This window comes from Magnetospirillum sp. ME-1 (assembly GCF_002105535.1).
Taxonomy (GTDB): Bacteria; Pseudomonadota; Alphaproteobacteria; order Rhodospirillales; family Magnetospirillaceae; genus Phaeospirillum.
Window position 1 is genome coordinate 1,541,799 of sequence record NZ_CP015848.1, and the last position, 25,680, is coordinate 1,567,478.

Below are 25,680 nucleotides of genomic sequence, written 5' to 3' on the forward strand. Positions count from 1 at the left end.
TACCGGCGGGCGCGGCTTGATGGTATCAGGGGGCGCGCTGATACCGCCGGGGAAGGGGACCTACACGTGACCGCCAAGATCAAGATCGGCAATTACGGCTATACCTGCCAGCCGCGCTGGGGCTTTGGCCGGCCGACCCATCCCCGCCTGACCGAGATCATCTTCCGGCAAAGGGCGGAATACGCCCGGCGCATCGACCATCTGCTGGGCCTGGCCGAGCACTTCGCCGCCATTCCGCTGGAGGAGCCCGACGAGGCTCCGGGTCCGCGCTGGATGAACCCCTGGTTCAGTGCCCTGGACGGCATGATGCTGACCGGCATGCTGGCGCGGCACGATCCGCGCCTGCTGATCGAGATCGGCTCGGGCAATTCCACCAAGTTCGCCCGCCACGCCATCACGGAGCGCCGCCTGCGCACCAGGATCGTCTCCATCGATCCAGAGCCCCGGGCCGAGGTGGATTCGCTGTGCGACGAGGTCATCCGGGCGCCGGCCGAGTTCGTCGATCCGTCCGTATTCTCGCGGCTCAAGCCGGGCGACATCCTGTTCATCGATTCCTCGCACCGCTCGCTCGAGAATTCCGACGTCACCGCCCTGTTCCTGGAAGTGCTGCCGGAATTGCCGCCCGGCGTGATCGTCCACGTCCACGACATCTATCTGCCCTACGACTACCCGCCGGCCGCCGAGGGGCTGATGTACAACGAGCAGTACATTCTGGCCGCCCTGCTGCTGGGCGAGCCCAAGTGGCTGGAGCCGGCCTTTCCCAACTACGCCGTGGTGCAGGACCCGCAATTGTCGGCCCGCCTGGGCCCGCTGTGGCAGGCCATCGGCACCAACGCCTTCCCGGCGCCCAGCACATCGTTCTGGCTGAACATCAAGAAGCGTCGCTAGCGTGTTGAATTAACACATGTGATCGATTAGGCGCCGCAGGAAGTCCTCGCACCTGGCGACCTGCTCGACGGTGATGAATTCGTCGGGGCGATGGGCCTGGGTGATGCTGCCGGGGCCGCAGACCACCGCCGGAATGCCGGCCTGCTGGAACAGCCCGGCCTCGGTGGTGAAGGCCACCTTGCTGGTCCGGTTGGAGCCCGACAGGGCGCAGACCAGACGAACCGCGGCATCCATCTCGTCCATGCCGAGACCCGGCGTCGAATTGTGCTCGTCGAGCGTGATGCCGCTGGCCTCGCTGATGCCCAGCATCTCAGGCACCAGATCCTGGGCCCAGCCCCGAACCTCCGCCATCAGTTCCTCGGGGTCGTGATCGGGCAGGTTGCGGATCTCGAATTCGAACGAGCAGGACTTGGGGACGATGTTGAGCGCCGTGCCGCCCTGCATGGTCCCGGTGTGGACCGTGGTGTAGGGGGGCTGGTAGCCGTGGTCGAAGGGGCCGTTTTCGCGGATGCGCCGCTGCATGGCCCGCAGTTTGACGACCATTTCGGCGGCGATCTCGACGGCGTTGACGCCCTGGTGGTTCAGGGCCGAGTGGCATTCGTGCCCTTCCACGTGGCAGCGCACGCTTTTCTTGCCTTTGTGGCCGATCACCGCCTTCATGTCGGTGGGTTCGCCGACGATGCAGAGAAGCGGCCGGACCGCCAGATGGGCCAGATCGTCGATCAGCCGGCGGACGCCGACGCAGCCCACCTCCTCGTCGTAGGAGAAGGCGAAATGAACCGGCATCTTCAGAGGCGCGGCGGCGAATTCGGGGGCCAGGGCCAGGCAGATGGCGATGAAGCTCTTCATGTCGGCGGTGCCGCGGCCGTAAAGCCTGCCATCGGCCCGGCGCAGGTGAAACGGGTCCGACGACCAGTCCTGACCATCCACCGGCACCACGTCGGTATGGCCGGACAGCACTATCCCGGGAACATCGGCGGGGCCAATTGTGGCAAAGATATTCGCCTTGTTCCTGGATTCGTCAAAAGTCCTGCGAACAGAAGCCCCAAGACCGGAAAGGATTTCTTCCGCCAGATCGATTAACTGTAAATTAGTCTTGTAACTTGTAGTATCGATCGCGATTAATTTCCCGATCGTTTCGATGCTGGCCGGCAGGGGCGTTTCGGCATGTTCGCTCAAGGACCCGTTCTCGCTCTGGGAGGCTTTGCGCAAGGCCCCCATCATATGGTGTCCGGTGGCCGGAAGGCCAGCCCCGCGCATCGACGTATAACCAATATCTTGTGGTTATTACGCATGCGGAGCGCTATTCTCCCGCATGCCGACGGAGCATGGGGCGGCTGGTTTTGTTGGTGGCGAGGGAGCGCGAGCTTGCAGCCCGTGATGCTTACGCATGAGTGACCCCGTGGCCGGGCGGCCCGCGGATATGACCGCACCCGATTCCGGCGTCAAGAACGCCGAGCCGCCCGCTTTCAGCATCGCCTCGCTGTCCACCCTGAAGAGCAATCTGTTCGACCTCGCCGTAGCGTCGCTGTTTCTCAACATCCTCGGTCTGGCGCTGCCCATGGCCCTGCTGCAGGTCTACGACCGTATCCTGCCCAACAAGTCGGTGGGCACCATGGTCTTCCTGATGGGAGCCGTGTTCGCCGCCCTGTTGCTGGAATCGTCGCTCAATTTCTGCCGCTCGTGGATCACCGGCTGGGTGGGCGCGAAGTTCGAGCATAATGCCGGCTGCACCGCGCTCAACCATCTGGTGATGGCCGGCGTGGACGAGTTCGAGAAGGACGGGTCCGGCGCCCATCTCGAGCGCATGAACTCGCTGGCCACGGTGCGCGAGTTCTATGCCGGCCAGGCCATGCTGACCCTGCTCGATCTGCCGTTCGCGGCGTTGTATCTCAGTCTGGTCGCCATGATGGGCGGCATCCTGGTCCTGGTGCCCGTCACCATTCTGGTGCTGTTTTGCGTCACCGCCGTCATTCTGGGCGGCAAACTGCGCGGCGCGCTGCAAAAGCGCATGACCGCCGACGATCGCCGCTTCAACTTCATCATCGAGGTGCTGGGCGGCATCCATAGCGTCAAGGCCTTCGCCATGGAGGCCCAGATGGTGCGCCGCTACGAGCGATTGCAGGAGACCTGTGCCGAAGGCGCCTATCAGGTGGCGCTCAATTCATCGACCGCCATGGGCATCTCCTCGTTCTTTTCCCAGGCGACCACCGTCTGCGTCGCCATGTTCGGAGCCCTGGTGGTGCTGAACGGCGAGATGACCACCGGTGGTCTGGCCGCCTGTTCCATGCTGGCCGGCCGCGCCATGGCGCCCATTCAGAAGGCGCTGGGGGTCTGGACCCGCTTCCAGTCGTTCATGCTGGCCCGCCATCGGCTGACCGAACTGTTCAAGCTGAGGCCGGAATCGGCGAAGGACCTGCCCAAGATGACCGCCTGCAAGGGCGGGCTGGAACTGATCGATTGCAGTTTCCGCTATGGCGAAAAGCTGCCGGTCATCATCCGCGACGCCTCCATCAAGATCGGCGAGGGCGAGTGCATCGCCATCTCGGGCGGGAACGGCAGCGGCAAGACCACGTTGCTGACCCTGATGCAGGGCGCCATCAAGCCGACCACCGGGCAGGTGCTGGTGGACGGCCAGCCCATGACCATGTTCGAACCCCAAAGCGTGCGTGACCACATCGCCTTCCTGCCGCAGATGGGCGTGCTGTTCCAGGGGACGATCTTGCAGAACATCACCATGTTCCGTAAGGAATTCGACGACGTGGCGGTCGAGACCGCCGCGCTGCTCGGCCTGGACGAGGTGGTGGCGACCATGGCGCTCGGCTATGACACCCCGGTGGGCGACGGCGCCTATGATTCCCTGCCGCGCGGCATCAAGCAGCGCATCGCCATCGCCCGCGCCCTGGTCAACAATCCCCGCGTCGTGCTGTTCGACGAGGCCAACACCGCGGTGGACACCACCGGCGACAACTTCCTGCGCGTCTGGCTCGAGCGGGCCAAGGGCAAGCGCACCCTTGTGCTGGTCACGCCGCGTCCGTCGCTGGTCAAACTGGCCGACCGGGTGTTCGACCTGAAGGACGGCACGCTGATCGCCAAGCCGCCCCGCGAGGAGCGGCCGCCCATGCCCGAAGCTCCGCCCGGCCTGCTGCCCCAGGGAGGGCCGGCATGACCGCTGCCCACAACAGCCTGTCGACGCGCAAGCCCAACCAGCAGGCCATCGAGCAGTACGAGCAGCAACTGGCCCAGAATGCCCTGGGCGGGTTCTCGGCCACCTCGGATCTGGCGGCCTGCCTGTTGCCTCTGCTGAAGTCGCTGGGGTGGAAGGGCGATCCCCGCCATGTGGCGGAATCCCTGCCGCACTTCGCCAACGACCTGGACCTCACCGGCCTGCGCAACGTGATGGCGACGCTGAATTATTCCAGCCGGCCCGAGCGTCTGGATCTGGAAATCATCGATTCCCGTCTGCTGCCGTGCCTGTTCCTGCCCGACGAGAGCCACGCCCTGGTGGTGAAGAAGATCGACGACGAGGGCGAGGCCGAGGTTTTCGACAGTGCTCAGGGACTGACCGTCAAGTTCGACACCCGGGGAATCAAGGGTACCGCCTATTTCTTCACCAACCTGGGGGGCGACGCGGCCGCCGCCAAGCCCGCCAGCTGGTTCCAGAGCGTGCTGGAGCGGTTCCGGCCTCTGTACTGGCAGGCGTTCTTCGTCACTTTCGTGCTCAACGTCTTTTCGCTCGGCACGCCGCTGTTCACCATGTCGGTCTACGACAAGGTGATCGGCGCCGAATCCTATTCCATGCTGGTGTCGCTCTCCATCGGAGTGACCATGGCCCTGGCCGCCGACGCGGTGCTGCGCGAGGTCCGCGCCCGTATCCTGGCCTTCGTCGGCGCCCGGCTCGACAACATCATGGGCAACAACATCTTCCAGCATATCCTGGCCCTGCCGCCGGGCTTTACCGAGCGGGCCACCATCGGCGCCCAGGTGGCGCGCATCAAGGACTTCGAATCGGTGCGCGAGTTCTTCACCGGGCCGCTGGCCACGGTGTTCATGGAATTGCCCTTCGCCATCTTCTATTTCACCGTCATCGCCCTGCTGGGCGGGGTGATCGCCCTGGTGCCGGTGATCGGCACCATCCTGTTCCTGGTCGGCGGCTGGGCCGTGATGCCGGTGGTGCGCAAGAATGTCGGCGTTGCGTCGCGCGCCGGTTCACGGCGCCAGGAATTCCTGGTGGAGGCGCTGGGCAAGATGCGCGCCGTCAAGCTGGCCGCCGCCGAGCACACCTGGGTCAAGCGCTACCGCGAAATGTCGGCCCGCGCCGCCATGGGCGGGTTCAAGAACGGCATGTTCTCGGTGGCCATCAGCACCGGGTCCAACATCCTGATCATCTCGTCGGGCCTGGCCACCATCATGGTGGGCGTGCTGGGCGTCATCGACGGGGCGCTGTCCATCGGCGGCCTGATCGCCGCCATGATGCTGGTGTGGCGGGTGCTGTCGCCGCTGCAGACCGGCTTCACCATGCTGCAGCGGGTGGAGCAGGTGAGGGGGTCGATCCGCCAGATCGACGGCCTGATGAGCATCAAGCCCGAGCGCGACCCCAAGGCCATCGTGGCGCCGCTGAAGAACATCAAGGGCCGCGTGGTGTTCTCACGGGTATCGTTGCGCTACAACAACGAATCCGACCCCGCCCTGGTGGGCGTTTCCTTCGAGGTGGAACCGGGCGAGGTGGTGTGCGTCACAGGGCGCAACGGGTCGGGCAAGTCCACCATCCTCAAGGTTCTGCTCGGCCTTTACACGCCCCAGGCCGGTGCGGTGAAGATCGACGCCACCGACATCCGCCAGATCGATCCCATCGAGATGCGGCACATGATCTCCTATACGCCGCAGACCTGTAACCTGTTCTTCGGGACCGTGGCCCAGAACCTGCGCCTGGCCCATCCCACCGCCACCGATGCCGACATCCGCTGGGCCTGCGATCAGGCGGATGTGTGGGAGGAGATCATGGCTCTGCCGCGCGGGCTCGATACCCGTATCGGCGAGGGCGCCTCCGAGCATCTGCCCACCAGCTTCGTCCAGAAGCTGTCCCTGGCCAGGGGCTATCTCAAGCGCAGCCCGATCATGCTGTTCGACGAGCCGGTCAACGGCCTTGATTTCGAAGGCGACCGTACCTTCATGCAATCCATCGAGAATTTCCGCGGCCAGTCCACCATCTTCATGGTTACCCACCGTCCCAGCCATCTGCGGGTCGCCGACCGGATCCTGGTGTTCGATGGCGGCTATCTGCGTCTCGCCGGCCCGGCCGAGGAAGTCCGGGCCAAAATTCCGCCGGATCTGATCTGACATGAGCACGAACCCGACCCCGACCCCGAATCCGGGCCAGAATCTGGTCAACGTTCCCCAGCCCGACAAGGTGCCCCAGGCGGCAGCTTCGTCGAAGTCGGTGATCAAGCTGTCCAACCGCCAATCGCGGCATCTGGCCCAGGCCCTGGTGCTGGAGGAGAGCGGCACCTCGGGCATGGTCCGCTTCACCATGATGCTGGCCAGCGCCACCACGGCCGCCTTCGTGGTGTGGGCGGCGCTGACCGACGTTCCGGAAATCGCCACCGCCGAGGGGCAGGTCATTCCCTCGGGTCAGGTGCAGGCGGTCCAGCATCTGGAAGGCGGCATCGTCCAGGATATCCTGGCCCGCGACGGCGATCTGGTGGAGGCGGGAGCCACCATCGTCCGGCTCAATCCCGCTCAGGCCATCTCCGATCTGGAACAGACCCGGGCGCGTGAAGCCACCTTGCTGATCAAGGCCGAACGCCTGCGCGCGCTCGCCGAGGAGCGTCAGCCCGATTTCTCCCATATGCCCCAGGGCTATGACCGCCTCATCGCCGACAATCTGGCCATCTTCAACAGCCAGTCCCAGGCCCGCGACACCTCGCGCTCGGTGATCCTGTCGCAGATGGAGCAGAAGCGATCCGATCTGCGCCTGCTGGAATCCCAGGAACGCTCGCTGCGCGAGCAGATTGGGCCGCTGCAGGAAGAGATGAACATGCGCCAGGAACTGGTCGCCAAGGGGCTGGTATCGCGGGTGGTCTACCTGGACACCAAGCGCGAGCTCTCTCGCGTCCAGGGCGAACTGGCCCGCCTGATCGGCCAGGAAGTGACGGCGCGCGAGGCCCTGGGCGAGGTTGAAAACCGCCTGATGGACAACAAATCGTCCCTGCAGAAGGCGACCATGGACGATCTGGGCACCACCATCAACGAACTGGCGCAGGTGCAGGAAAGCATCGGCCGGCTCGAGGATCGGGTGAAGCGCCTGGAGATCGTCGCCCCGGTGCGCGGCCTGGTCAAGGGACTGGCTGTCAAGAACCAGGGGGCCGTCATTCAGGCCGGCGGCAATGTCTGCGAGGTGGTCCCCGTCGAAAGCCAGATGAAGGTGGACGCCAAGATCAACACCAAGGACGTGGGTCATCTGAAGATCGGCCAGCCGGTGCGGGTCAAGATCACCACCTACGATTTCGCCCGTTACGGCGCGGTGGATGGGACGCTGACCAAGATTTCAGCATCCAGTTTTGCCGACGAGAAGGGCAATCCCTTCTTCAAGGGCGTGATCGACCTGAAGAACAATTACGTGGGCCTGACGCCGGGCCGCTACACCATCCAGCCCGGCATGTCGGTGACGGCGGAAATCATCACCGGCGACAAGACCTTGCTGCAATACATGCTCAAGCCGATCTTCACCCAGATCCAGCAATCGTTCCACGAACGCTGATGTGGACGGTAAAACGGGTGTCAGCCGACGGGCTGACACCCGGCCTGTTCCAGAAGCTTCCGCTTTGAGTCCATATCCTGCTCGGAATCGGCGAAGCGGTCGGCGATCTCCTTGAACTGATCCTGAAGGGCGAGGAAGGTCTCGACGATGTCGGGGTCGAAATGGGAGCCCGCTCCTTCGGCGATGATGGCCACCGCCTTTTCGTGGGGCATGCCGTCCTTGTAGACGCGGCGGCTGATCAGGGCGTCATAGACGTCGGCCACCGCCATCAGGCGGGCCGAGACGGGGATATGGTCGCCGCCGATGCCTTGGGGATAGCCGCTGCCGTCCCATTTCTCCTGGTGGCCGTAGGCGATTTCCTTGGCCATGGCCAGGAACTGCACCGGCGTTCCCAGCGACCGTTCGGCGTGCTCGATGGCGTCGCGGCCCAAGGTGGTGTGGGTCTTCATGATCTCGAATTCGTGAGGCTCGAACCGTCCGGGCTTCAGCAGGATACGGTCGGGAATGCCCACCTTGCCGATATCGTGCAGCGGCGCCGACTTGAACAGCATGTCGATGGTCACGTCGTCGAGGGTGGCGGCGAAACGGGGATGGTCCTTCAGCTTCTCCGCCAGGAGGCGGACGTAATGCTGGGTGCGGCGAATGTGGTTGCCGGTGTCGGAATCCCGCGTTTCCGCCAGCGACGCCATGGCCAGGATGGTGACGTCCTGGATGGCGGCCAGTTCCCGGGTGCGCCGCGCCACTTCCGCCTCCAGGTAATCGTTCTTGTCCTTCAGGAAATCGGCGCTGGCCTTCAGCTTCAGATGAGTCTCGACCCGGGCCAGCACCACGGCCGGGTTGATGGGCTTGGTCACATAATCCACGGCGCCCAGCTTGAGGCCGGCCTCCTCGTCCTCGCTGGCGCTCATGGCGGTGAGGAAGATCACCGGAATGTCGCGGGTGGCGCGATCGGCCTTGAGCCGGCGGCAGACTTCATAGCCGTCGAGCCCCGGCATCATGATGTCCAGCAAGATCAGGTCGGGCGGCGCCTCGCCCGCGGCGATGGTCAGGGCCTTCTCGCCGCTGTTGGCGATCTTGACCCGGTACAGGTCCTTGAGCAGGCCGCTCATCAGCTTGAGATTGTCGGGGGTGTCATCGACCACCAGGATGGTCGGGCGAAGATCGTCGGTCATGGCAGCGTAACCTTGAGGGCGCGTTCGATGGACTTCTTGACGGAGGCGATGGACACCGGCTTGACCAGATAGCCCGACACGTGCAGGCCCTTGGCGGTCATCACCGCCTCTTCGCCGGAATCCGAGGTCAGCATCACCACCGGCGTGGCGGCAACTTCGGGAAGCGGTGCCCTTTGCAGGGTCGCCACATAGGCGAAGCCGTCGTCGCCCGGCATGTGAATGTCGCACAGCACCACGGAGGGGCGGATGCGCAGGGTCTCGGAAATGCCGGCCTTGACGTCGCCCGCCTCGTAGAGGTTGGAGGGCGGAATGCCGATCTGCATCAGGATCTGGCGCAGGGTGAGGCGGATGAACGGCTCGTCGTCCACCAGCAACACCTTGATGCGGCGAAGTTCCGTTTCATTCATGGAGCACCTTTTTCGGTCGTAAAGGAGGTGAGGGCGTCGCGCAGTTCGTCCAGGGTCGCCGGCAGCAGGGGTGCCAGCATGGCCACCGCTTCCCCATTGCCGACCTTGGCGGAATCCTCGATGTCGGCGGCCAGACGGCCGAGGCGGACGGCCCCGGCGGTATTGGCCGTTCCCTTGAGGCCGTGGGCGGCTTCGCGCAAGGCGGCAAGGTCGCTTTCCGCCGTGATGCGGGCCACCTTGGCGGCGGCATCGTCGAGGAAGGCGGCCAGGATGGGGCGAAGACGCTCCATATCCCACTTGTACACCGGCCCCATGCGCTCGGCGTCGAAGACGTCGGGGTCGATGTCGGGAAGGACGGGGGAGGCCGTGGCGGGCTTGTCGTCCAGCAGGCCCAGGGCGCGGTCGAAATCGAAATCACCCACGTGGCGGGCGATGGAATCGGCCCGGCTGCCGAGGGCGGAGCGCAGGAGCGGCAGATTGTTCACCACCAGCTCTTCCGCCTCGGCGTCGCTGTCGGCCAGCAGGGCGCGCAGCCGGTGGATCAATGCGGCGGCATCGCCGCCGCTTGCCGGAGTCTCTTCGGATGGCGACAGCGCCGCCGCCACCCGTCCGGTCAGTTGGGACAGGACCGGGGCCAGGGCCGCCAGCGGAGCCGAGGCGTCCTTGCCCGCCTTGACGGCCGCCTCCACATCGGCGGCCAGGGATTGCAGGGCGGCCGCCCCCACATTGCCGGCGATGCCCTTCAGGGTGTGGGCGATCCGCTCGGCGGTGGCGGAATCGCCGGCCGCCAGGGCCGCGCCGATCTCGTCGGCGGCATTTCTCTGGCCGGCGGCGAATTTGCGCAGCATGTCGAGATAAAGCGGCCGCTTGCCCCGCACCCGCTTCAGCCCGGCATTGGTGTCCAGGCCGGGTATGTCGGTCGGAACATCGCCGGCCGGCGGCGGCGCGGGGGGCGCGGCGGGCGACGGAGCGGGGGAGGGCGCAGCCGCCACCCGGCGCCATTTCAGCAGGGCGGCGAACATCTCGTCGGGATCGATGGGCTTGGCCAGATGGTCGTTCATGCCCGCTTCCAGGCAGCGGTCGCGGTCGGCCTGCATGGCGTTGGCGGTCATGGCGATGATGGGAAGGTCCGTATGGCCCATCTTCCTGATCTCGCGGGTGGCGGTGATGCCGTCCATCACCGGCATCTGCATGTCCATCAGCACCACGTCGTAGGATCCGTTCCGGACCTTCTCGACGGCCACCGCGCCGTTCTCGGCGATCTCGACCACCACGCCGCCATCGGCCAGCAATTCGGTCGCCACCTGCTGATTGAAGTCGTTGTCTTCCACCAGGAGCGCCCGCAATCCCTTGAGACCCGCCAGATCGGCATCGGAAACCCCGGCGGCGTCGGAGATGGAATCCGGTTCGTCCTCCAGGGTGGCGCCCAGGCAGCGCATGGCGGAATCGAACAGCAGCGAGGGATTGACCGGCTTGATCAGCACATCCCCGATTCCTGCGGTTTCCGCCCCTTTCAACACCTCCTCGCGGCCGTGGGCGGTCACCATGATCAGGTGGGGCGTCACGGACAGGCCCAGGCCCTTGATGGCGTAGGCCGTCTCGATGCCGTCCATGCCCGGCATCTGCCAGTCGAGGAAGACGATCTCGTAAGGCGTGCCGCCGACGGTGTTGCGGATGGCGTCCACGGCCGCCGGCCCGGACGCCACGTCGTCCACCTTGAACGACATGGAGGACAGCATGTCGACCAGTACCGCCCGGGCATTCTCGTTGTCGTCGACCACCAGCATGCGCCGCCCGCGCAGATCGGGCTTGGGCAACAGCTTGCGCCGCGGCTTGCCCTTGCCCAGCGTGGCGGTGAACCAGAAGGTCGAGCCCTTGTCGGGCACCGATTCCACGCCCACGCTGCCGCCCATCAGCTCGGCCAGCTTCTTGGAAATGGCCAGGCCCAGGCCGGTACCGCCGTATTTGCGGGTGGTGGAGGAATCCGCCTGCTGGAAGCTCTGGAACAGTCGTCCCTTCTGCTCCTCGGTGAGCCCGATGCCGGTGTCCCTGACCTCGAAGCGCAGCACCACCTCGCCCCCTAAGTCCTGGCCCAGGCGGACCCGGATGGTGATCTCGCCCTTTTCGGTGAACTTGATGGCGTTGTTGGCGTAATTGATGAGGATCTGACCCAGGCGGAGCGGGTCTCCCTCCAGATCGTTGGGGACGTCGGCGCCCACGTCGAACACCAGTTCCAGCCCCTTGGCCATGGCCTTGTCGGTGATCAGGTTGGCGACGTTGTCCAGCACCTTGTCCAGGTGGACCTCGGTCCGCTCCACCGCCAGCTTGCCGGCCTCGATCTTCGAGAAATCCAGGATGTCGTTGATGATGCCCAGCAGGTGCTGGCCCGATTGCTGGATTTTCCGCACGTAATCCTTCTGGCGCGGATTGAGCTCGGTTTTCAGCGCCAGATGGCTCATGCCGATGATGGCGTTCATGGGGGTGCGGATTTCATGGCTCATATTGGCCAGGAAGTCGGCCTTGGCCTGGGAGGCGGCTTCGGCCCGTTCCTTGGCGACGGCCAGTTCGGCGGTCCGCTCCTCGACCAGATCTTCCAGGTGTTCCTTGTATTCCACCACCTCGGCGCGGGCGTGCTCGGCGTCCTCGGCCAGACTGATGGCGGCGATTCGCTCGCGGCTGACCTCGACGGCGTGGGTGCGGATGGATATTTCGGCCTGGCGGGCCTTCCACTGCTCCACGGCGAAGTTGCCCACCAGCTTGGCGAAACGGGCCAGGAATCCGAGAATGGAGGGCAGCCGCGCCTCGTCCATGACCGGAGCCTCGCGCACCGCAGCCAGATAGGCCTCCCGCTCGAAGCCAACTTCCTCCGCCTGGACGATGAAGAAGGATTCGTCGATGGCGCCGGTATGGAACTGCCCGATGAAGACGTTGGCCACATGATGGCCGGCGATGATGATGGGCGAGGCGCAGTCGGTCATGCCGTTGCGGCAGCGGTACATGGCGTAGTCCTTGCCCTCGTTCAGCCTGAGGGCAAGGTCGGTATCGCTTTCGATGCAGCGCGCGCAGCTCTTCTCGTTGACCCGGTGGAAGTCGGTGCAGACCCGCTGCCAGCGGGACGAGGCCAGGATTTCGGCCTCCAGGTCGATGATGGCGGCGGCGATGCCCACCGCCTCGCAGAAATCGGAGAACAGGTCCTGCAATTCGTTCTCGCGCAGCAGGGCGATGAAGGCCTCGCGGATGGCGGCGGTGTCCAGGGTTTGCGGCGCCTGCACCGGGATCTCGCCATCCTCGGTCATCTTCTCCGCCTGTTCCGGCGAGGCGAAGGGGGCGCCGCGGCCCAGGTCGGCCGCCATGGCGTTGATTTCGCGCTTCAGATCGATGATGCGCCGTTCCCGGCCGAGCGCCAGCCGGTTGAAGCGTTCGATCTCCTCCACCTTCTTGCGGTCGGAGACATCGACGAAGGTGCCCACCAGCCCGCCGGGGGTTCCATCGGCCTTGCGGAAGCCGGACACGTAATAGAGCGTGTCGTGAACCTTGCCGTCGGCGAAGGGAATGGGCATTTCCTTGTGCACCGACGAGGCCTTGGCGATGACCTCCTGATCCTCGGCCTGATAGGCGATGCGGTCGGCTTCCGGCAGATAGTCGAGGTCGAGGACGGATTTTCCGACCAGGGTGTCGCGGCTGATGGCGAAGGTCTGCTCGTAGGCGCGGTTGACGCCCAGGAAGCGGGCGTCGGCCCCCTTGTAGAACAGGGGATAGGGAATGGTGTCCACCATGGCCTGCTGGAACATCGCCTGATCGCGGATGGCGTTTTCCGCCTCCTTGCGCTCGGTGATGTCCATCAGCCAGGCCAGGACCCCGGTCCGGCCGTCAAAGGGAATCGTCAGGTAGGTGACCAGCATGTCGAGGGGAGTCTTGTCGATCCCCCACATCTGGACTTCCTTGTTTCGCACGATGCCGTCCCGACGCAGGATTTCCAGCAGAGCATCCCGGTCGGACTGGCGGACATAGACATCGGGGGCCTTGTCGCCCACCCGGAAGCCGAACTTTTCGTTGACGATCGGATTGGCGAACCGGATTTCGCCATCGACCGTGATGGCGATGCTGATGGGGCTCTTATCCAGGATGTTCTGGAGTCTTTCGCGTTCGGCGGCCAGGGCCTCGGCGGCGGCCTTGCGCTCGGTGATGTCGCGGAACGACACCACGGTACCGACGACCTCACCGTCCTTCAGCACCGGGGTCGTGGCGTATTCCACCGGGAAACACGTTCCGTCCTTGCGCCACAGCACCTCGTCTTCAACGGTTCGCGGCGTGCCATCGGTGCTGGTCAGGTGCATGGGGCAGCATTCCTTGGGAAAGGCTGTCCCGTCGGGATAGGAATAATGGACAAGCGCATGCATGGGCTTGCCCACCAGGTCCTCGACCTCGTAACCCAGCATTTCAGCGCCGGCGGGGTTGACGAAGGAGATGGTTCCGTCGGGATTGAGGCCGCAGATGCCTTCATCCACCGACCCCAGGATCAGCCGCGAGCGTTCCTCCGCCTCGGCCAGGGCGATATCGGCCAGTTTGCGCCCGGTGATGTCGCGGGCCACGCCGATCAGCCCCAGGAGGGCGCCATCGGCTCCGTGCAGCGGCACCTTGGTGGTTTCCAGATGGGCGACGTGGCCATCGGGATAGGTGACGCTTTCCTCGTTGGTGATGGGCCGGGCCTCGGCCAGGGTGGCCACGTCGCGGTCGCGGAACTGCTCGGCCAGTTCGGCGGGGAAGATGTCGAAATCGCTCTTGCCGACGATGTCCTCCACCGGCCGGCCCAGCAGGTCGGCGAAGGCCTGGTTGCCGACCAGATAGACCCCCAGCATGTCCTTGACGAAGATGATGTCGGGAATGGAATCGATCAGCGAGCGCAGCAGCGAGCGTTCGCGGCCCAGTTCCTCGGCCTGTTCCTCCACCAGCCGGCCCTGTTCCGCCAGCTGGTCGTTGATGACCTCCAGTTCCTGCTTGCGGGCGGCGATCTGGCGCTCAGAGGCGGCCAGCGTCGCCGCCTGGACCTGGGTCTCGGCCAGCAATTGCTGGGTCTTGTTGGTGCGTTCGATGATTTCCAGGCTCATGGCCAGGACCGGCATGATGCCGTCCAGCAGCGCCTGGTCGCGCGGGCCGAAGCCCTCGATGGTGGAGAACTCGACCACCGCCAGCAGATGATCGCCCCGAATGACCGGAACCAGCGCGATGGATTTGGGTGCCATGTCCCCGGTGGCGCCACCGATGCGGATGTAATCGGGCGGCGGCTGGGTGATGACGATGGGAGAGCGTTCCAGCGCGCACTGGCCGACCAGTCCTTCGCCGATGGCGAAGCCCTGTTCCAGGCTCTTGCGCTCGCGGTGGGCATAGCCGCCCTGAAGGCTGAGGCGCTGGCCGCTTTCATCCATCACGTAGAAGGCCGCCTGGCCCAGCTTGAGCAGCGGCGCTAGCATGGAAAACAGCTTGCGCGCCAGTTCACCGGGATTGGCGGACGTCTGAAGCTCGGCGGAAATGGCGGCCAGATGGGTCTTGACCCACCGCTGCTCCTCCATCTGGCGGGCATCGGCCCGCAGCACGTCGATGGCGCGGGCCAGGGCACCCACCTCGTTGGGCAGATCGGCCCCCGGGACCGCCAGATCCAGCTTTCCGGTGGCCATCTCGGTCACCACGGCGCTCAGGCGGTCGATGGGACGGCGAACCGACAGGGTGACGGCCAGGGCGGCGAGCAGGCTGGCGGCCAACGCGCCCGCCAACAGGGCCAAGGTCAGCAGGATGTTGCGTTCGGCGGCCGCCGCGGCGTTGCCGGCCTCGATGCGGGCCTGCTCCTCCTTATATTCGGAAACCAGGGCGAGGGCGGCATCCGTGTTGGCGCCCAGACGCTGGAATTCCGGCGTGGCGACGAAGATTGCGGCCTCGGCGCTGCTTTTGCGCAGCAAGGCCAGGGTCTGGTCGACGCCGGCCTTGTAGGACCGGTATTGCTCCTCGAAACGGGCAATGTTCTTCTGGTTCTCATCGCGAAAGATGTGGGACTGGGCCGCCTTTAGGTGGCGGCCGAGATTGGCTTCGGCCTCGGCCATCTGGGCGATGGCGCGGTCGCGTTCCGCCGTGTCGGGGGCGAGAATCGCCTGGCGCAGGGCGCGGCCGAACTTGGCCAGATCGACCCGTGCGTCCTTGAGGTCGGAGATGCCCTTCAGGTCGGATTCGTAAAGCCGCTGGAAGCCGGCGTTGAGGACGCTCTGATTATAAAGGCCCACCGCTCCGACGAGGATCGTGAAGGCCAGCAGGATGACGAACCCGGACAGCAGCTTGGTCCGTAGCGTCATGCGCTCCAGGGCTTTCATCAGAGTGTTCATGGGATTGCCTCGGTCACGACAGGCGCGGCGCCCAGCTGGCGGCGCTGAATTTCAAGATTGAGAGCAAGCAAGGCCGCAAGCTCCCTGAATTGCTGCTCATCGGCGGTATCGGGCCGGTGAAGCGTGGCGATTTCCACGGCGCCCAGCGGCGTGTCGTCGAGCAGGAGCGGCTCCATCAGAACGCCGGCGGGCCGGGTGTTGCCGAGGCCGGAGCGGATGGACCACGATTCCATCTCGTCGCCCGCCAGAACCCGGCCGCAGCGGTCGATGACGCATTGGCCCAGCAATCCGGCTCCGGCGACCATCTCTCGGGTAAGCCCGGCGGGAGCGGCGTAGGACGCGGCCAGGGTCATGGCCGGCGCGCCATCGCGCTCGTAGACATAGACCGCACCTTGCAGGGCGCCCAGGATGTCGTGGGCTTCGGCCAGGAAGACGCGGGCCAGTTCGGAAACGCCCCTGGCCCGCTGCAACTTCATGGCCGCCTCGGCCCTGCGGTTCTTGCGTTCGGCGCTTTCGGCCTGTTCGCGGGCGTATTGCTCGATCCGCCGGCTGGCCACCAGCTGGGCGTGCTGGCCACGGACCAGCTTGAGCAACAGGCCGACGATCACCAGCATGGCCGCCGCCACCGCCGAACCCGTCCATATTCCGTCGCGGGTGGCCTTGGAGGCGGTCAGATCCTCGGCCAGCACCACCGTCCACGAGCCGTAGGGATCGTTCCACTGGACGTCGGCGGTGGCCAGGGCGTGGCTGCGCCCGCCGATAGGCACGATGCCCGGCGCGATGGAGAAGGGCAGGACCGGCGGGTCGGTCTTGTCGAACATGGCCCCGAACTGCTTGAGGGCGCGGATGGACGTCAGGCGTTCGAAGCTGGCCTCTCCCGCCAGATGGCCGACCCATTCCGGCCTGTTGCTGGCGAAGACCACGCCCTGGGGCGACAGAAGGAGGGCGATGCCGGAATGGTTCTGCAAAAGGCCATCGACCCGTTCCAGCCCGGTGCGGGCCACCACCGCGCCGATGGGGGCGCTGGAACGCTGAGCCGACGCCAGTACCGGCGCCGTGAAGTACAGCGCCCGGTCGCCGCGCGCCAGGCTGACGGCGGCATAGACGTTGTCGCGCCCGGCCATGGCCATCTTGTAGTAGGGGCGGAAGGTGACGTTCAGACCGGTGGACGGGCGTCCGCTGTTGTCCCACGAGGAGTGGACGATGCCGTCGCCCCCCACCACGAACACTCCCTGGGCATCGTGGGAGCGGCCGACATCCTCGAGCAACCCGGCGATGCGGGGAAGGTTGGGCGGAACTTCGCCCCGGGCGTCGAACTTGATGTCCTGGGCCACCGCCCCCAGCAGGGACAGTGCCCCCATCACGTTGCCGTTGAGAGTCTGTGACATGATTTCGACGCTGCGCCGTTCGGCGTCGATGACCAGACGCGACAGGTGCTCGTCATGCCGGGCGGAAACGGCCAGGAGCCCCGCCATCAGGCCGGACAGAACGGCAGCAACCAGCGTCGCCAGCCAGCCAAGGCCGCGATTCCTGATCAGCAGCGCCAACCCGTAACGCATTCGCCCTATCCCAAACAGCATGCCGTCAGGATGCTCCCCCCTGACGGAAGCAGGATAGACCAGCAACCGGGAAACGAAAATTTCTTTTCATCGGCCATCCCCGCGGATCGCCCATGAAAAAACGGCCTGAACCAGGGGGCCAGGCCGTCGATTCACGGAAAGCTCGCCGCAGGCGGGCCTCAGAAGGGGATTTCGTCGTCCAGGTCGGCCGGGGGTTCCCAGGACTGGCCGCCGCCCTGCTGGCGCGAGCCGCCGCCGCCGCCGCCCTGGCGCGGGCCGTCGTCGTAGCCGCCGCCACCGCCGCCGCCATACCCACCACCGCCGCCGCCGCCGTCACGGCCGCCCAGCAGGGTCAGCTCGCCCTTGAAACGGCCGATCACCACTTCGGTGGAGTACTTCTCCTGGCCCGACTGGTCGGTCCACTTGCGGGTCTGGAGCGCGCCCTCGACATAGACGCTGGAGCCCTTCTTCAGGTAGCGCTCGGCGATGTCGGCCAGATTGGGATTGAAGATCACCACCCGGTGCCACTCGGTCTTTTCCTTGCGCTCGCCGGTGCCGCGATCCTTCCAGGTCTCGGAGGTGGCGATGTTCAGGTTGACGATCTTCGAGCCGTCCTGCGAGGTCCTAACCTCGGGATCGCGGCCCAGATTGCCGACCAGAATGACCTTGTTGACGCTGCCAGCCATGGCGTTCGTGGCTCCTGTGGGGGAAAGTTGGCGCGGATCATATTGCAAGGAACCGGCCTGCGGAAGGGGCAAGAGCACCGCGCCTCAAATATGAGGCACGGTGCTCTTGCCTTATCATTGTCCCTCGCCGGGCGCGGCCCTCCGGCCGCTTGGCCGCCGCCTCAATGGCGGCTGATCGCGGTATGAGTCAAATATGACGCACACCGCTAATGCTTGGCCTTGGTGGGCGGCGCGGGCAGCAGGCGGCCCAGCATGGAGGTCAGCGCCTTGGCATAGGCGGCGACGCCGCTTCTGTGCATGCGCAGGCTCATCTCGGCGCCCTTGGCCAGCTTGAAGCCCAGCACGATGTGCTCGTCATCGGCCTCGGGCTGGATGGTCCAGCGCTCCACCGATTGGGCGGGGATGGCGGGGGAGGGGGCGGAAGACGAGGACGGCAGGGCGGAATCCTCGGCCGGAATACCGCCCGCCTGCTCCAGCCAGGCCGACAGCAGGGTCATCTGGTCGAGCGGCAGGATGACCACGTGCTCCTCGCCGGACTCGTCGGCCAGCACGACACGGATGGCGTCGCCGGTGTCCGAGGCCCGGGCCGAAACCACCTGGGCGGCTGAGATTTCGTGCTTCATGCTCCATCCCGAGGCAAGCAGCGCCAGGGCCCATTATGCCAGAGGCGGCGGGCAAGTTCACTTCAATACCCGCCGGCCATACCCTCGGGTTGTCGGGTCACACGATATCTGGTAGCGTGCGGCCGCGTGGATATGTGTCCACCCCAAGTTCTGGTTCCTTTTTTGAAACCGATGGGAAAATTTCGTTGACCACGCCTCCCGCGTCGCCGCAATTCGATATCACTCCGGTCACCATCGAAGACGAGATGAAGCGCTCTTATCTCGATTACGCCATGAGCGTGATCGTGAGCCGCGCGCTTCCCGACGTCCGCGACGGGCTGAAGCCGGTCCACCGCCGCATCCTGTTCGCCATGAACGAGGCGGGCTACCACTTCAACAAACCGTTCCGTAAATCGGCGCGCATCGTCGGCGACGTCATGGGTAAGTATCACCCCCATGGCGATTCGGCCATTTACGACGCCATGGTGCGCATGGCGCAGAATTTTTCCATGCGCCTGCCGCTGGTGGATGGCCAGGGCAATTTCGGCTCCATGGACGGCGACCCGCCGGCGGCCATGCGCTATACCGAGGCCCGCCTGGCCCGCTCGGCCCATTCCCTGCTGGAAGACATCGACAAGGAAACCGTCGACTTCCAGGCCAATTACGACGAATCCACCCACGAACCCACGGTGCTCCCGGCCCGCTATCCCAATCTGCTGGTCAACGGCGCCGGCGGCATCGCGGTGGGCATGGCCACCAACATTCCGCCCCACAATCTGGGCGAGGTGATCGACGCCTGCTGCGCCTATATCGACGACCCGCAAGTGACGGTCGAGCGGCTGATGGAGCTGGTGCCCGGCCCCGACTTCCCCACGGGCGGCACCATTCTCGGCCGTTCGGGCATCCGCGCCGCCCAGCAGACGGGCCGGGGCTCGGTGGTGATGCGCGGCCGCGTCCACGTGGAGGAGATCCGCAAGGACCGCGAGGCCATCGTCGTCACCGAGATTCCCTATCAGGTGAACAAGGCCCGCATGCTCGAGCAGATCGCCGAGCTGGTGCGCGACAAGAAGCTCGAGGGCATCTCGGACCTGCGCGACGAATCCGACCGCGACGGCGTGCGGGTGGTGATCGAGATCAAGCGCGACGCCATCGCCGAGGTGGTGCTGGCCCAGCTCTACCGCTTCACGCCCTTGCAGACCAGCTTCGGCGTCAACTCGCTGGCCTTGAACGGCGGCCGACCGCAGATGATGACGCTGCGCGACATCATCAAGGCCTTCATCGCCTTCCGCGAGGAGGTGATCACCCGGCGCACCATCTTCGAACTGGGCAAGGCCCGCGACCGCGCCCATGTCTTGGCCGGCCTGGCCATCGCCGTGGCCAATATCGACGAGGTCATCCGCCTGATCCGCGCCGCTCCCGATCCCGGAGAGGCGCGCGAGAAGCTGATGACCCGGGCCTGGCCGGTGGGCGACGTGGAGCCCCTGATCCGCCTGATCGACGAGCCCGGCCGCGTCATCGACGAGCAGGGCTGCTATCGTCTGTCGGAAATCCAGGCCAAGGCCATTCTGGATCTGCGTCTGCATCGCCTGACAGGGCTCGAGCGCGACAAGATCGGCGACGAACTGCGCGAGATCGGCCACCAGATCGAGGCCTATCTGCTGATCCTGTCGTCTCGGCCCCGCCTGTTCGAGGTGATGAAGGGCGAATTGCTGGAAATCCGCGAGCAGTTCGCCACGCCCCGGCGCACCACCATCGAGGAAAACGAGTTCGAGGCCGATATCGAGGACCTCATCGCCCGCGAGGACATGGTGGTGACGGTGACCAACACCGGCTACATCAAGCGGGTGCCGGTCACCGCCTATCGCGCCCAGAAGCGCGGCGGCAAGGGCCGTTCGGGCATGAACATCAAGGACGAGGACTTCCTGTCCGACGTGTTCGTGGCCAACACCCACACCCCGGTGCTGTTCTTCTCGTCCACCGGCATCGCCTACAAGCTGAAGGTTTACCGCCTGCCGCTGGGCAATCCCCAGGCCCGCGGCAAGGCCATGGTCAACCTGCTGCCCCTGGACGAGGGCGAGACCATCTCCACCGTCATGCCGCTGCCCGAGGACGAGACCACCTGGGGCGACCTGCACGTCATGTTCGTCACCTCCAAGGGCGACGTGCGGCGCAATCCGCTGTCCGACTTCACCGAGGTGCGCGCCAACGGCAAGATCGCCATGAAGCTGGGCGAGGGCGAGCGCCTGATCTCGGTGCAGACCTGTTCGGCCGAGACCGACGACGTCCTGCTGGCCACCCATCTGGGCAAGGCCATCCGCTTTCCGGTCCAGGACGTGCGCGAGTTCAAGAGCCGCGATTCCACCGGCGTGCGCGGCATCCGGCTGGACGGGGATGACGAGGTCATCTCCATGTCCATCCTGCGCCACACCGACTACGATTCCGAGACCCGCGAGGCCTTTCTCAAGGGCGATCTGCCCGCCGAGCAGATGGAGAAGATGGGCGCCGAGCAGCAATTCGTGCTCACCGTCACCGAAAACGGCTTCGGCAAGCGTACCTCGGCCTTCGAATACCGCATCACCGGCCGTGGCGGCTCGGGCATCGCCAACCTGGACATGACCGCCAAGACCGGCACCGTGGTGGCGTCGTTCCCCGTCAACCACGAGGATGACATCATGCTGGTCAGCGACGGCGGCAAGCTGATCCGCATGCCGGTGGACGACATCCGCATCGCCGGACGCAAGACCCAGGGCGTCACCTTGCTGCGCACCGCCGAGAACGAACGGGTGGTATCCGCCGCCAGACTGTGCGATATCGGGGGCAATGGCGAAGAGCCCGACGAGTCCGACGAGGGAGCCGGGGATGCAGCCGAGGATATGGCGGGAGGCGAGGATGCCTAAGCGCGTCGGTCTCTATCCCGGGACCTTCGACCCCATCACCAATGGGCATATGGACATCGTGGCCCGCGCCACGCGGATGGTGGACCATCTGATCGTCGCCGTGGCGGTCAATGCCGGCAAGGGGCCGCTGTTCACCCTGGAAGAGCGCGTCGCCATGGCCGAGGCCGAAATGGCCGAGCTGTCCCAGTCGGTGGGCGTCAGCATCGAGGTGCGCCCCTTCGACACCCTGCTGGTGGATTTCACCGCCAAATGCGGCGCCAACCTGATCGTACGGGGCCTGCGCGCCGTTTCCGATTTCGAGTATGAATTCCAGATGGCCGGCATGAACGCCCGCCTGACCTCCGACATCGAGACCATCTTCCTGATGGCGTCGGAACGCTGCCAGTTCATCTCGTCGCGCTTCGTCAAGGAGATCGGCCGCCTGGGCGGCGACATCTCCCAGTTCGTCAGCCCCCGCGTCAAGGCACGGCTGGACGAAAAGTTCGGCTTCTCGGCTTAAGGAAGACCAAAGTGGACCTTGAGAACACCCTGTATCTCGACCTGAAGGACGGTCGCGTCGTCATCGAACTGCGCCCCGACCTCGCGCCCAACCACGTGGCCCGCATCAAGGAACTGGCCCGCGCCAAGTTCTATGACGGCATCAAGTTCCACCGGGTGATCGACGGCTTCATGGCCCAGACCGGCTGCCCGCTGGGCACCGGCACCGGCGGTTCCGGCACCAAGCTGAAGGCGGAGTTCAACTCGGGCAAGCATGTGCGCGGCACCTGCTCCATGGCCCGCGCCCAGTCGCCCGACAGCGCCGATTCCCAGTTCTTCATCTGTTTCGACACCCAGTCCTACCTGGATCGCCAGTACACCATCTGGGGCCAGGTGGTCGAAGGCATGGAGTTCGTGGACATGATCAAGAAGGGCGCGCCGCGCACCGGGGCGGTCACCGATCCCGATTGCATCGTGTCCTTGCGCGTCGCCGCCGATTCCGAGGGTTGAGACCATGCTGAAGCGTCTGTTTCTCGCCGCCGCCGCCCTGATCCTGGCCGTGACCCAGCCGGCCGTGGCCGCCGATCCCGAGAACACCCTGGTGATGGAAATCGCCACCGGCAAGGTGACCATCGAACTGCGCCCCGATCTGGCGCCCAAGCATGTGGCCCGCATCAAGGAACTGGTGCGCAAGGGCTTCTATGACGGCACGGTGTTCCATCGCGTCATCCCCGGCTTCATGGCCCAGGGCGGCGATCCCACCGGCACCGGCACCGGCGGCTCGGGTGTCAAGCTGCGCGCCGAGTTCACCGGCGAACCCTTCGTGCGCGGCGTGGTGGGCATGGCCCGTTCGGCCAGCCCGGACTCGGCCGATTCCCAGTTCTTCATCATGTTCGGCTCGGCCCCCAGCCTGGACGGCCGCTATACCGCCGTGGGCCGGGTGATCGAGGGAATGGAGAGCGTGGACCGCATCAAGTCGGGCGATCCGGCCGACAACGGCATCGTTTCCAAGCCCGATAAGCTCATCCGCATGCAGGTGCTGGCGGACATCAAGAAGTAGGGTTCTTCCCATCGTTGACGAGCGGCGCTCATCTGCCTATGGTGAGCGCCCTTCGTTTCTGGGTCCGTAGCTCAGTCGGTAGAGCAAGCGACTTTTAATCGAGAGGTCCCGGGTTCGAGTCCCGGCGGACCCACCAAGACCTCGAAAACCCGCCGGTTATCAGCCGGCGGGTTTTTTACATGTCGGCGCGGGTCCAGTCGATGGTGTCGGCCACCTGGTCGGAGGGGCCCTCCCGGGGGTCGACGCCCACATTCCGGCGCTCCTTGCCGGTGCGGCGGTCGACGAAGGCGGTGTGGCCGCAGGCGTTGCAGATCAGCAGAATTCCGTTCTCGGCGGCGTGGCGCTCCACGTTGGAGCCGCATGCCGAGCAGGAGGTGAGGGACATTCGGTCGTCTTCCATGGCGTTGCCGATGCGATCGGCCACCGCTTCCAGTTCCTCCTCGATGTCGGCTTCGACTTTTTCGACCTGGCGGATTTCGGTGAACAATTCCCGCAAGGCGACCAAGGTCGCGCGGGTTTCCTGATGCATGGCCAGGACTTCATCCCGGAGGCCGCGAAGCTCGGCCAGGATCATCTGTGCTTCCGCTGAGGTGGGCTTGAGATCCGTCACCCCGTCCTCCCTTGGATATCCATGAAAACATTACGCCAAATTGCCGGATTCCGTCATTGTGGAGACTGCTTAGGCAGGCGGCCTGTTTACCGAATATTCAGGTGCTCCATACTATGATGGCTTCGTCCTTATTCTTTCCGTCTCCTTGACGGAGGCTGTGATGATACCTCGTCCTCTCCTTGCCGCAGTGACTGCCTGCCTCGCCGGCGAGGGGTATTCGGTGCTGACCGCGCCGCCCAGCCTGATCAGGGCGGTGGTGGCAAGGCTCTCCGCCGAGCTTCGGGACAAGGTGTCCGCTAATCCCTGATCACCGAGCCGTCTTGACAGTCCGCCTGGGCCGTAGCACCGTCAACCTGTGCGTTGACGAGGGGGCGATGGATCTATTCGACTTGATGAGCCAGGGGCGCGAGGACAAGGCCCTCGACCGTCTGGAAGGCATGCTGGCGCTCTACGAGTCCGAGAGCGAGGCCGAGCAGGACGAGGCGCTGGAGCGCGCCCGGGCATTCTGCGATCTGGAATGGGGCAGCTATCCCGCCGGCCTGGAGGTCTTGGCCCGGCGCTGCGCCACCCGCAAGGGCGACGGCGCCGAGGCGGCCATGCAGGCGCTTCGTCTGCACGAGGAAGGAGCCAAGCCGGGCAGCATCATCCGCGCCGTGCGCCTGTCGCGGCTGCGCGAGATGAGCCGCGTCGACGAGCGGGCGGCAGTGATCGAGCGCTACGGGAGTATCGAGGCGGTCCTGCGTCCCACGGATTTCGAAACGGTGTTCATCTCGGCCGCATCATCTGGCGGAAGTGTCGCCGAGATCGAGGCGGCGGTGGCCGCCGCCCAGCCCATGCCGGCCGGTATCGAGGCCGCCCGGATGGAAGCCCTGCGTTGGGAGGCCCGGCTGCGCCACATGGAACTGGTGGCCGAGCCCGAAACCCAGCCGCCGGTCCTGCCGCCGGCCTGCGCCGCCCGTCACCGCCTGGTCGAGGAGGCCTGGCGCCGGGGGCTGCCGGTGGCCTCCATCGCCGATTTCTCCGCCCGCCTGGAGTATTGGAGCGGGCGGGGCAGGGAGGATTGCAGCGGCTATGCCGTGCTGGCCGCCGATTTCGAGACTTTGGCTCAGGGACTGAGCATCCGGGGAACGGCGCCGTCCACCAAGGACCGCGCCCGCGCCCTGAAAGAGGCCAATCCCGAATGGTCCCTGGCCCGCATCGGCAAGGAACTGGGCATTTCCCGCCAGGCGGTGCACAAGCACCTGAAGGGCGCGGCCGTCAGCCCGGCCAAATAGCCGATTGGCGGTCTTGGTCTTGGCCTGTATGGTTGCTGGTCACACCATTGCCCGGGAAGCGCTCCATGCGTCGTTTCGTCCTTGCCGCCGCCGCCGGCCTCGGCCTCGTCCTCGCCTCTCCCGCCCAAGCGCAGTTGATGGACGTGCTGACCGCGCCCAAAACCCTGATCGACCGGGCCATCGAGGCGCGTTCGGCTTCGGACATCGCCAAGGACAACGTCATCGTCGCCAAGGTCAACGGCTATATGGGCAAGAACGCCACCATCAAGGCCTCGACCGAGATCTACGAGCAGCGGCTGCTGATCACCGGCCTGTTCGATGACAAGGCCACCTACGACCAGTTCCAGAAGGATGTGAAGAGCGTCGAGGGCGTGAAGAAGCTCTACTGGCACGTAACCTATTTGCCTAAGGACGATCCCAAGCGCAAGGCGCTGCCCAGCTGGGCCGATACGGTGGAGATGGGCGTCAAGGCGCAAGCCCGCCTGATCGGTACCAAGGGGGGGGCCGACGTGAATTTCCGCACCACCGTGGATTCCTACGGCAATCTCTACGTCATCGGCCGCGCCCGTTCCCAGGAAGAGGCCAACAAGGCCATTTCCCGCCTCCGGGAAGGCGAGGGGATCAAGAAGGTGGTCAACTATATCGAAGTCAGGCCCTGAGAATCATGAATGACACCCCCAAGAAGAAGGGCTTGCCGCGCCACGTGATCGGCGCCGTCTGGACCCTGTTCGGCTTTGTCGGCGGCATCACCCTGCTGCTGGTCCTGCCCAAGTATTTCGGCGTGCCGCCCAAGCTGGCGGGCTTCATCTCCATGGTTTTCTGGCTGGGCTCCACCTGGGTGTTCTGGACCGGCGGCGAGGAGCCGCCCAAGCGGCAGGACGCCCCGGCCGAGACACCCAAGGCCGAGAGCTGAGCAC

General features: G+C 65.4%; 20 protein-coding genes and 1 tRNA gene. 13 read left to right on the forward strand and 8 right to left on the reverse strand.

Going from position 1 to position 25,680, the window contains the following annotated elements; genetic code table 11:
- Positions 1-66 precede the first annotated feature (66 nt).
- Positions 67-888 (forward strand): class I SAM-dependent methyltransferase, encoded by an 822-nt coding sequence (locus tag WV31_RS07135; RefSeq protein WP_085372910.1) that lies wholly within the window; start codon positions 67-69, stop codon positions 886-888.
- Between the two features lie 9 nt (positions 889-897).
- Here WV31_RS07135 and argE read toward each other — a convergent pair whose 3' ends face one another.
- Positions 898-2,100, reverse strand: a complete 1,203-nt coding sequence (gene argE / locus WV31_RS07140) for an acetylornithine deacetylase (RefSeq protein ID WP_442915549.1) — start codon at positions 2,098-2,100, stop codon at positions 898-900.
- A gap of 211 nt (positions 2,101-2,311) precedes the next feature.
- Here argE and WV31_RS07145 point away from each other — a divergent pair, with 211 nt between their 5' ends.
- The 3 genes from WV31_RS07145 to WV31_RS07155 are packed head-to-tail and all read left to right on the forward strand — an operon-like array spanning position 2,312 to position 7,648.
- On the forward strand, positions 2,312-4,057 hold the full coding sequence (locus WV31_RS07145; protein WP_085372912.1) for a peptidase domain-containing ABC transporter: 1,746 nt from the start codon (positions 2,312-2,314) through the stop codon (positions 4,055-4,057).
- Positions 4,054-6,228, forward strand: coding sequence for a peptidase domain-containing ABC transporter (locus WV31_RS07150; RefSeq protein WP_085372913.1), 2,175 nt, complete (start codon positions 4,054-4,056; stop codon positions 6,226-6,228). The genes WV31_RS07145 and WV31_RS07150 overlap by 4 nt, the downstream gene beginning before the upstream one ends.
- A gap of 1 nt (position 6,229) precedes the next feature.
- Positions 6,230-7,648, forward strand: a complete 1,419-nt coding sequence (locus tag WV31_RS07155) for an HlyD family type I secretion periplasmic adaptor subunit (protein ID WP_085372914.1) — start codon at positions 6,230-6,232, stop codon at positions 7,646-7,648.
- Positions 7,649-7,668: 20 nt separating this feature from the next.
- Here WV31_RS07155 and WV31_RS07160 read toward each other — a convergent pair whose 3' ends face one another.
- The 6 genes from WV31_RS07160 to WV31_RS07200 form a co-directional block, all read right to left on the reverse strand.
- The gene (locus tag WV31_RS07160) at positions 7,669-8,820 is read right to left on the reverse strand and encodes a response regulator (RefSeq protein ID WP_085372915.1); all 1,152 of its coding nucleotides are present in this window, start codon (positions 8,818-8,820) and stop codon (positions 7,669-7,671) included.
- On the reverse strand, positions 8,817-9,227 hold the full coding sequence (locus tag WV31_RS07165) for a response regulator (RefSeq protein ID WP_085372916.1): 411 nt from the start codon (positions 9,225-9,227) through the stop codon (positions 8,817-8,819). The genes WV31_RS07160 and WV31_RS07165 overlap by 4 nt, the downstream gene beginning before the upstream one ends.
- Entirely contained in the window at positions 9,224-15,598 is a 6,375-nt protein-coding gene (locus tag WV31_RS22410; protein ID WP_237051532.1) for a PAS domain S-box protein, read from the reverse strand. Before WV31_RS22410 ends, WV31_RS07165 begins: the two co-directional genes overlap by 4 nt.
- On the reverse strand, positions 15,595-17,157 hold the full coding sequence (locus tag WV31_RS07190; protein WP_085372917.1) for a GAF domain-containing protein: 1,563 nt from the start codon (positions 17,155-17,157) through the stop codon (positions 15,595-15,597). The genes WV31_RS22410 and WV31_RS07190 overlap by 4 nt, the downstream gene beginning before the upstream one ends.
- A 179-nt stretch (positions 17,158-17,336) precedes the next feature.
- The gene (gene ssb / locus WV31_RS07195) at positions 17,337-17,843 is read right to left on the reverse strand and encodes a single-stranded DNA-binding protein (protein ID WP_085372918.1); all 507 of its coding nucleotides are present in this window, start codon (positions 17,841-17,843) and stop codon (positions 17,337-17,339) included.
- Between the two features lie 206 nt (positions 17,844-18,049).
- Positions 18,050-18,466 (reverse strand): hypothetical protein, encoded by a 417-nt coding sequence (locus WV31_RS07200; RefSeq protein WP_085372919.1) that lies wholly within the window; start codon positions 18,464-18,466, stop codon positions 18,050-18,052.
- 185 nt (positions 18,467-18,651) lie between these two features.
- On the opposite strand from WV31_RS07200, the gene gyrA reads away from it, so the two are divergent.
- From gyrA to WV31_RS07225, 5 genes are all read left to right on the forward strand, one after another.
- Positions 18,652-21,342, forward strand: a complete 2,691-nt coding sequence (gene gyrA, locus WV31_RS07205; protein WP_085372920.1) for a DNA gyrase subunit A — start codon at positions 18,652-18,654, stop codon at positions 21,340-21,342.
- The gene (gene coaD / locus WV31_RS07210) at positions 21,335-21,841 is read left to right on the forward strand and encodes a pantetheine-phosphate adenylyltransferase (protein ID WP_068434820.1); all 507 of its coding nucleotides are present in this window, start codon (positions 21,335-21,337) and stop codon (positions 21,839-21,841) included. Before gyrA ends, coaD begins: the two co-directional genes overlap by 8 nt.
- Before the next feature lie 11 nt (positions 21,842-21,852).
- A complete protein-coding gene (locus WV31_RS07215; RefSeq protein WP_085372921.1) occupies positions 21,853-22,329 on the forward strand; it encodes a peptidylprolyl isomerase in 477 nt (158 codons plus the stop codon).
- A 4-nt stretch (positions 22,330-22,333) separates the two neighbouring features.
- Positions 22,334-22,879: a peptidylprolyl isomerase gene (locus tag WV31_RS07220; RefSeq protein WP_085372922.1), complete on the forward strand. Its 546-nt coding sequence runs from the start codon at positions 22,334-22,336 to the stop codon at positions 22,877-22,879.
- Between the two features lie 60 nt (positions 22,880-22,939).
- Positions 22,940-23,015 (forward strand) — tRNA-Lys (locus WV31_RS07225).
- Between the two features lie 39 nt (positions 23,016-23,054).
- Here the strand turns inward: WV31_RS07225 and WV31_RS07230 are convergent.
- Positions 23,055-23,489, reverse strand: a complete 435-nt coding sequence (locus tag WV31_RS07230; protein ID WP_237051533.1) for a hypothetical protein — start codon at positions 23,487-23,489, stop codon at positions 23,055-23,057.
- A gap of 160 nt (positions 23,490-23,649) precedes the next feature.
- Here WV31_RS07230 and WV31_RS21985 point away from each other — a divergent pair, with 160 nt between their 5' ends.
- The 4 genes from WV31_RS21985 to WV31_RS07245 all read left to right on the forward strand — a co-directional run bounded on the left by WV31_RS21985 (position 23,650) and on the right by WV31_RS07245 (position 25,676).
- On the forward strand, positions 23,650-23,796 hold the full coding sequence (locus WV31_RS21985; protein WP_168185867.1) for a hypothetical protein: 147 nt from the start codon (positions 23,650-23,652) through the stop codon (positions 23,794-23,796).
- A 67-nt stretch (positions 23,797-23,863) separates the two neighbouring features.
- The gene (locus WV31_RS07235; protein ID WP_085372924.1) at positions 23,864-24,763 is read left to right on the forward strand and encodes an HTH domain-containing protein; all 900 of its coding nucleotides are present in this window, start codon (positions 23,864-23,866) and stop codon (positions 24,761-24,763) included.
- Positions 24,764-24,828: 65 nt separating this feature from the next.
- Positions 24,829-25,422, forward strand: coding sequence for a BON domain-containing protein (locus WV31_RS07240; RefSeq protein ID WP_085372925.1), 594 nt, complete (start codon positions 24,829-24,831; stop codon positions 25,420-25,422).
- A 5-nt stretch (positions 25,423-25,427) separates the two neighbouring features.
- On the forward strand, positions 25,428-25,676 hold the full coding sequence (locus tag WV31_RS07245; protein ID WP_085372926.1) for a hypothetical protein: 249 nt from the start codon (positions 25,428-25,430) through the stop codon (positions 25,674-25,676).
- Positions 25,677-25,680: the final 4 nt, after the last annotated feature.

Coding starts and splice junctions, on each gene's coding strand:
- WV31_RS07155 (WP_085372914.1), top strand. CDS start 6,230: ATGAGCACGAACCCGACCCCGACCCCGAATCCGGGCCAGAATCTGGTC.
- WV31_RS22410 (WP_237051532.1), bottom strand. CDS start 15,598: ATGAACACTCTGATGAAAGCCCTGGAGCGCATGACGCTACGGACCAAG.
- WV31_RS07150 (WP_085372913.1), top strand. CDS start 4,054: ATGACCGCTGCCCACAACAGCCTGTCGACGCGCAAGCCCAACCAGCAG.
- ssb (WP_085372918.1), bottom strand. CDS start 17,843: ATGGCTGGCAGCGTCAACAAGGTCATTCTGGTCGGCAATCTGGGCCGC.
- WV31_RS07245 (WP_085372926.1), top strand. CDS start 25,428: ATGAATGACACCCCCAAGAAGAAGGGCTTGCCGCGCCACGTGATCGGC.
- coaD (WP_068434820.1), top strand. CDS start 21,335: ATGCCTAAGCGCGTCGGTCTCTATCCCGGGACCTTCGACCCCATCACC.
- WV31_RS21985 (WP_168185867.1), top strand. CDS start 23,650: ATGATACCTCGTCCTCTCCTTGCCGCAGTGACTGCCTGCCTCGCCGGC.
- WV31_RS07145 (WP_085372912.1), top strand. CDS start 2,312: ATGACCGCACCCGATTCCGGCGTCAAGAACGCCGAGCCGCCCGCTTTC.
- WV31_RS07220 (WP_085372922.1), top strand. CDS start 22,334: ATGCTGAAGCGTCTGTTTCTCGCCGCCGCCGCCCTGATCCTGGCCGTG.
- WV31_RS07200 (WP_085372919.1), bottom strand. CDS start 18,466: ATGAAGCACGAAATCTCAGCCGCCCAGGTGGTTTCGGCCCGGGCCTCG.
- WV31_RS07190 (WP_085372917.1), bottom strand. CDS start 17,157: ATGCGTTACGGGTTGGCGCTGCTGATCAGGAATCGCGGCCTTGGCTGG.
- WV31_RS07165 (WP_085372916.1), bottom strand. CDS start 9,227: ATGAATGAAACGGAACTTCGCCGCATCAAGGTGTTGCTGGTGGACGAC.
- WV31_RS07160 (WP_085372915.1), bottom strand. CDS start 8,820: ATGACCGACGATCTTCGCCCGACCATCCTGGTGGTCGATGACACCCCC.
- WV31_RS07235 (WP_085372924.1), top strand. CDS start 23,864: ATGGATCTATTCGACTTGATGAGCCAGGGGCGCGAGGACAAGGCCCTC.
- WV31_RS07240 (WP_085372925.1), top strand. CDS start 24,829: ATGCGTCGTTTCGTCCTTGCCGCCGCCGCCGGCCTCGGCCTCGTCCTC.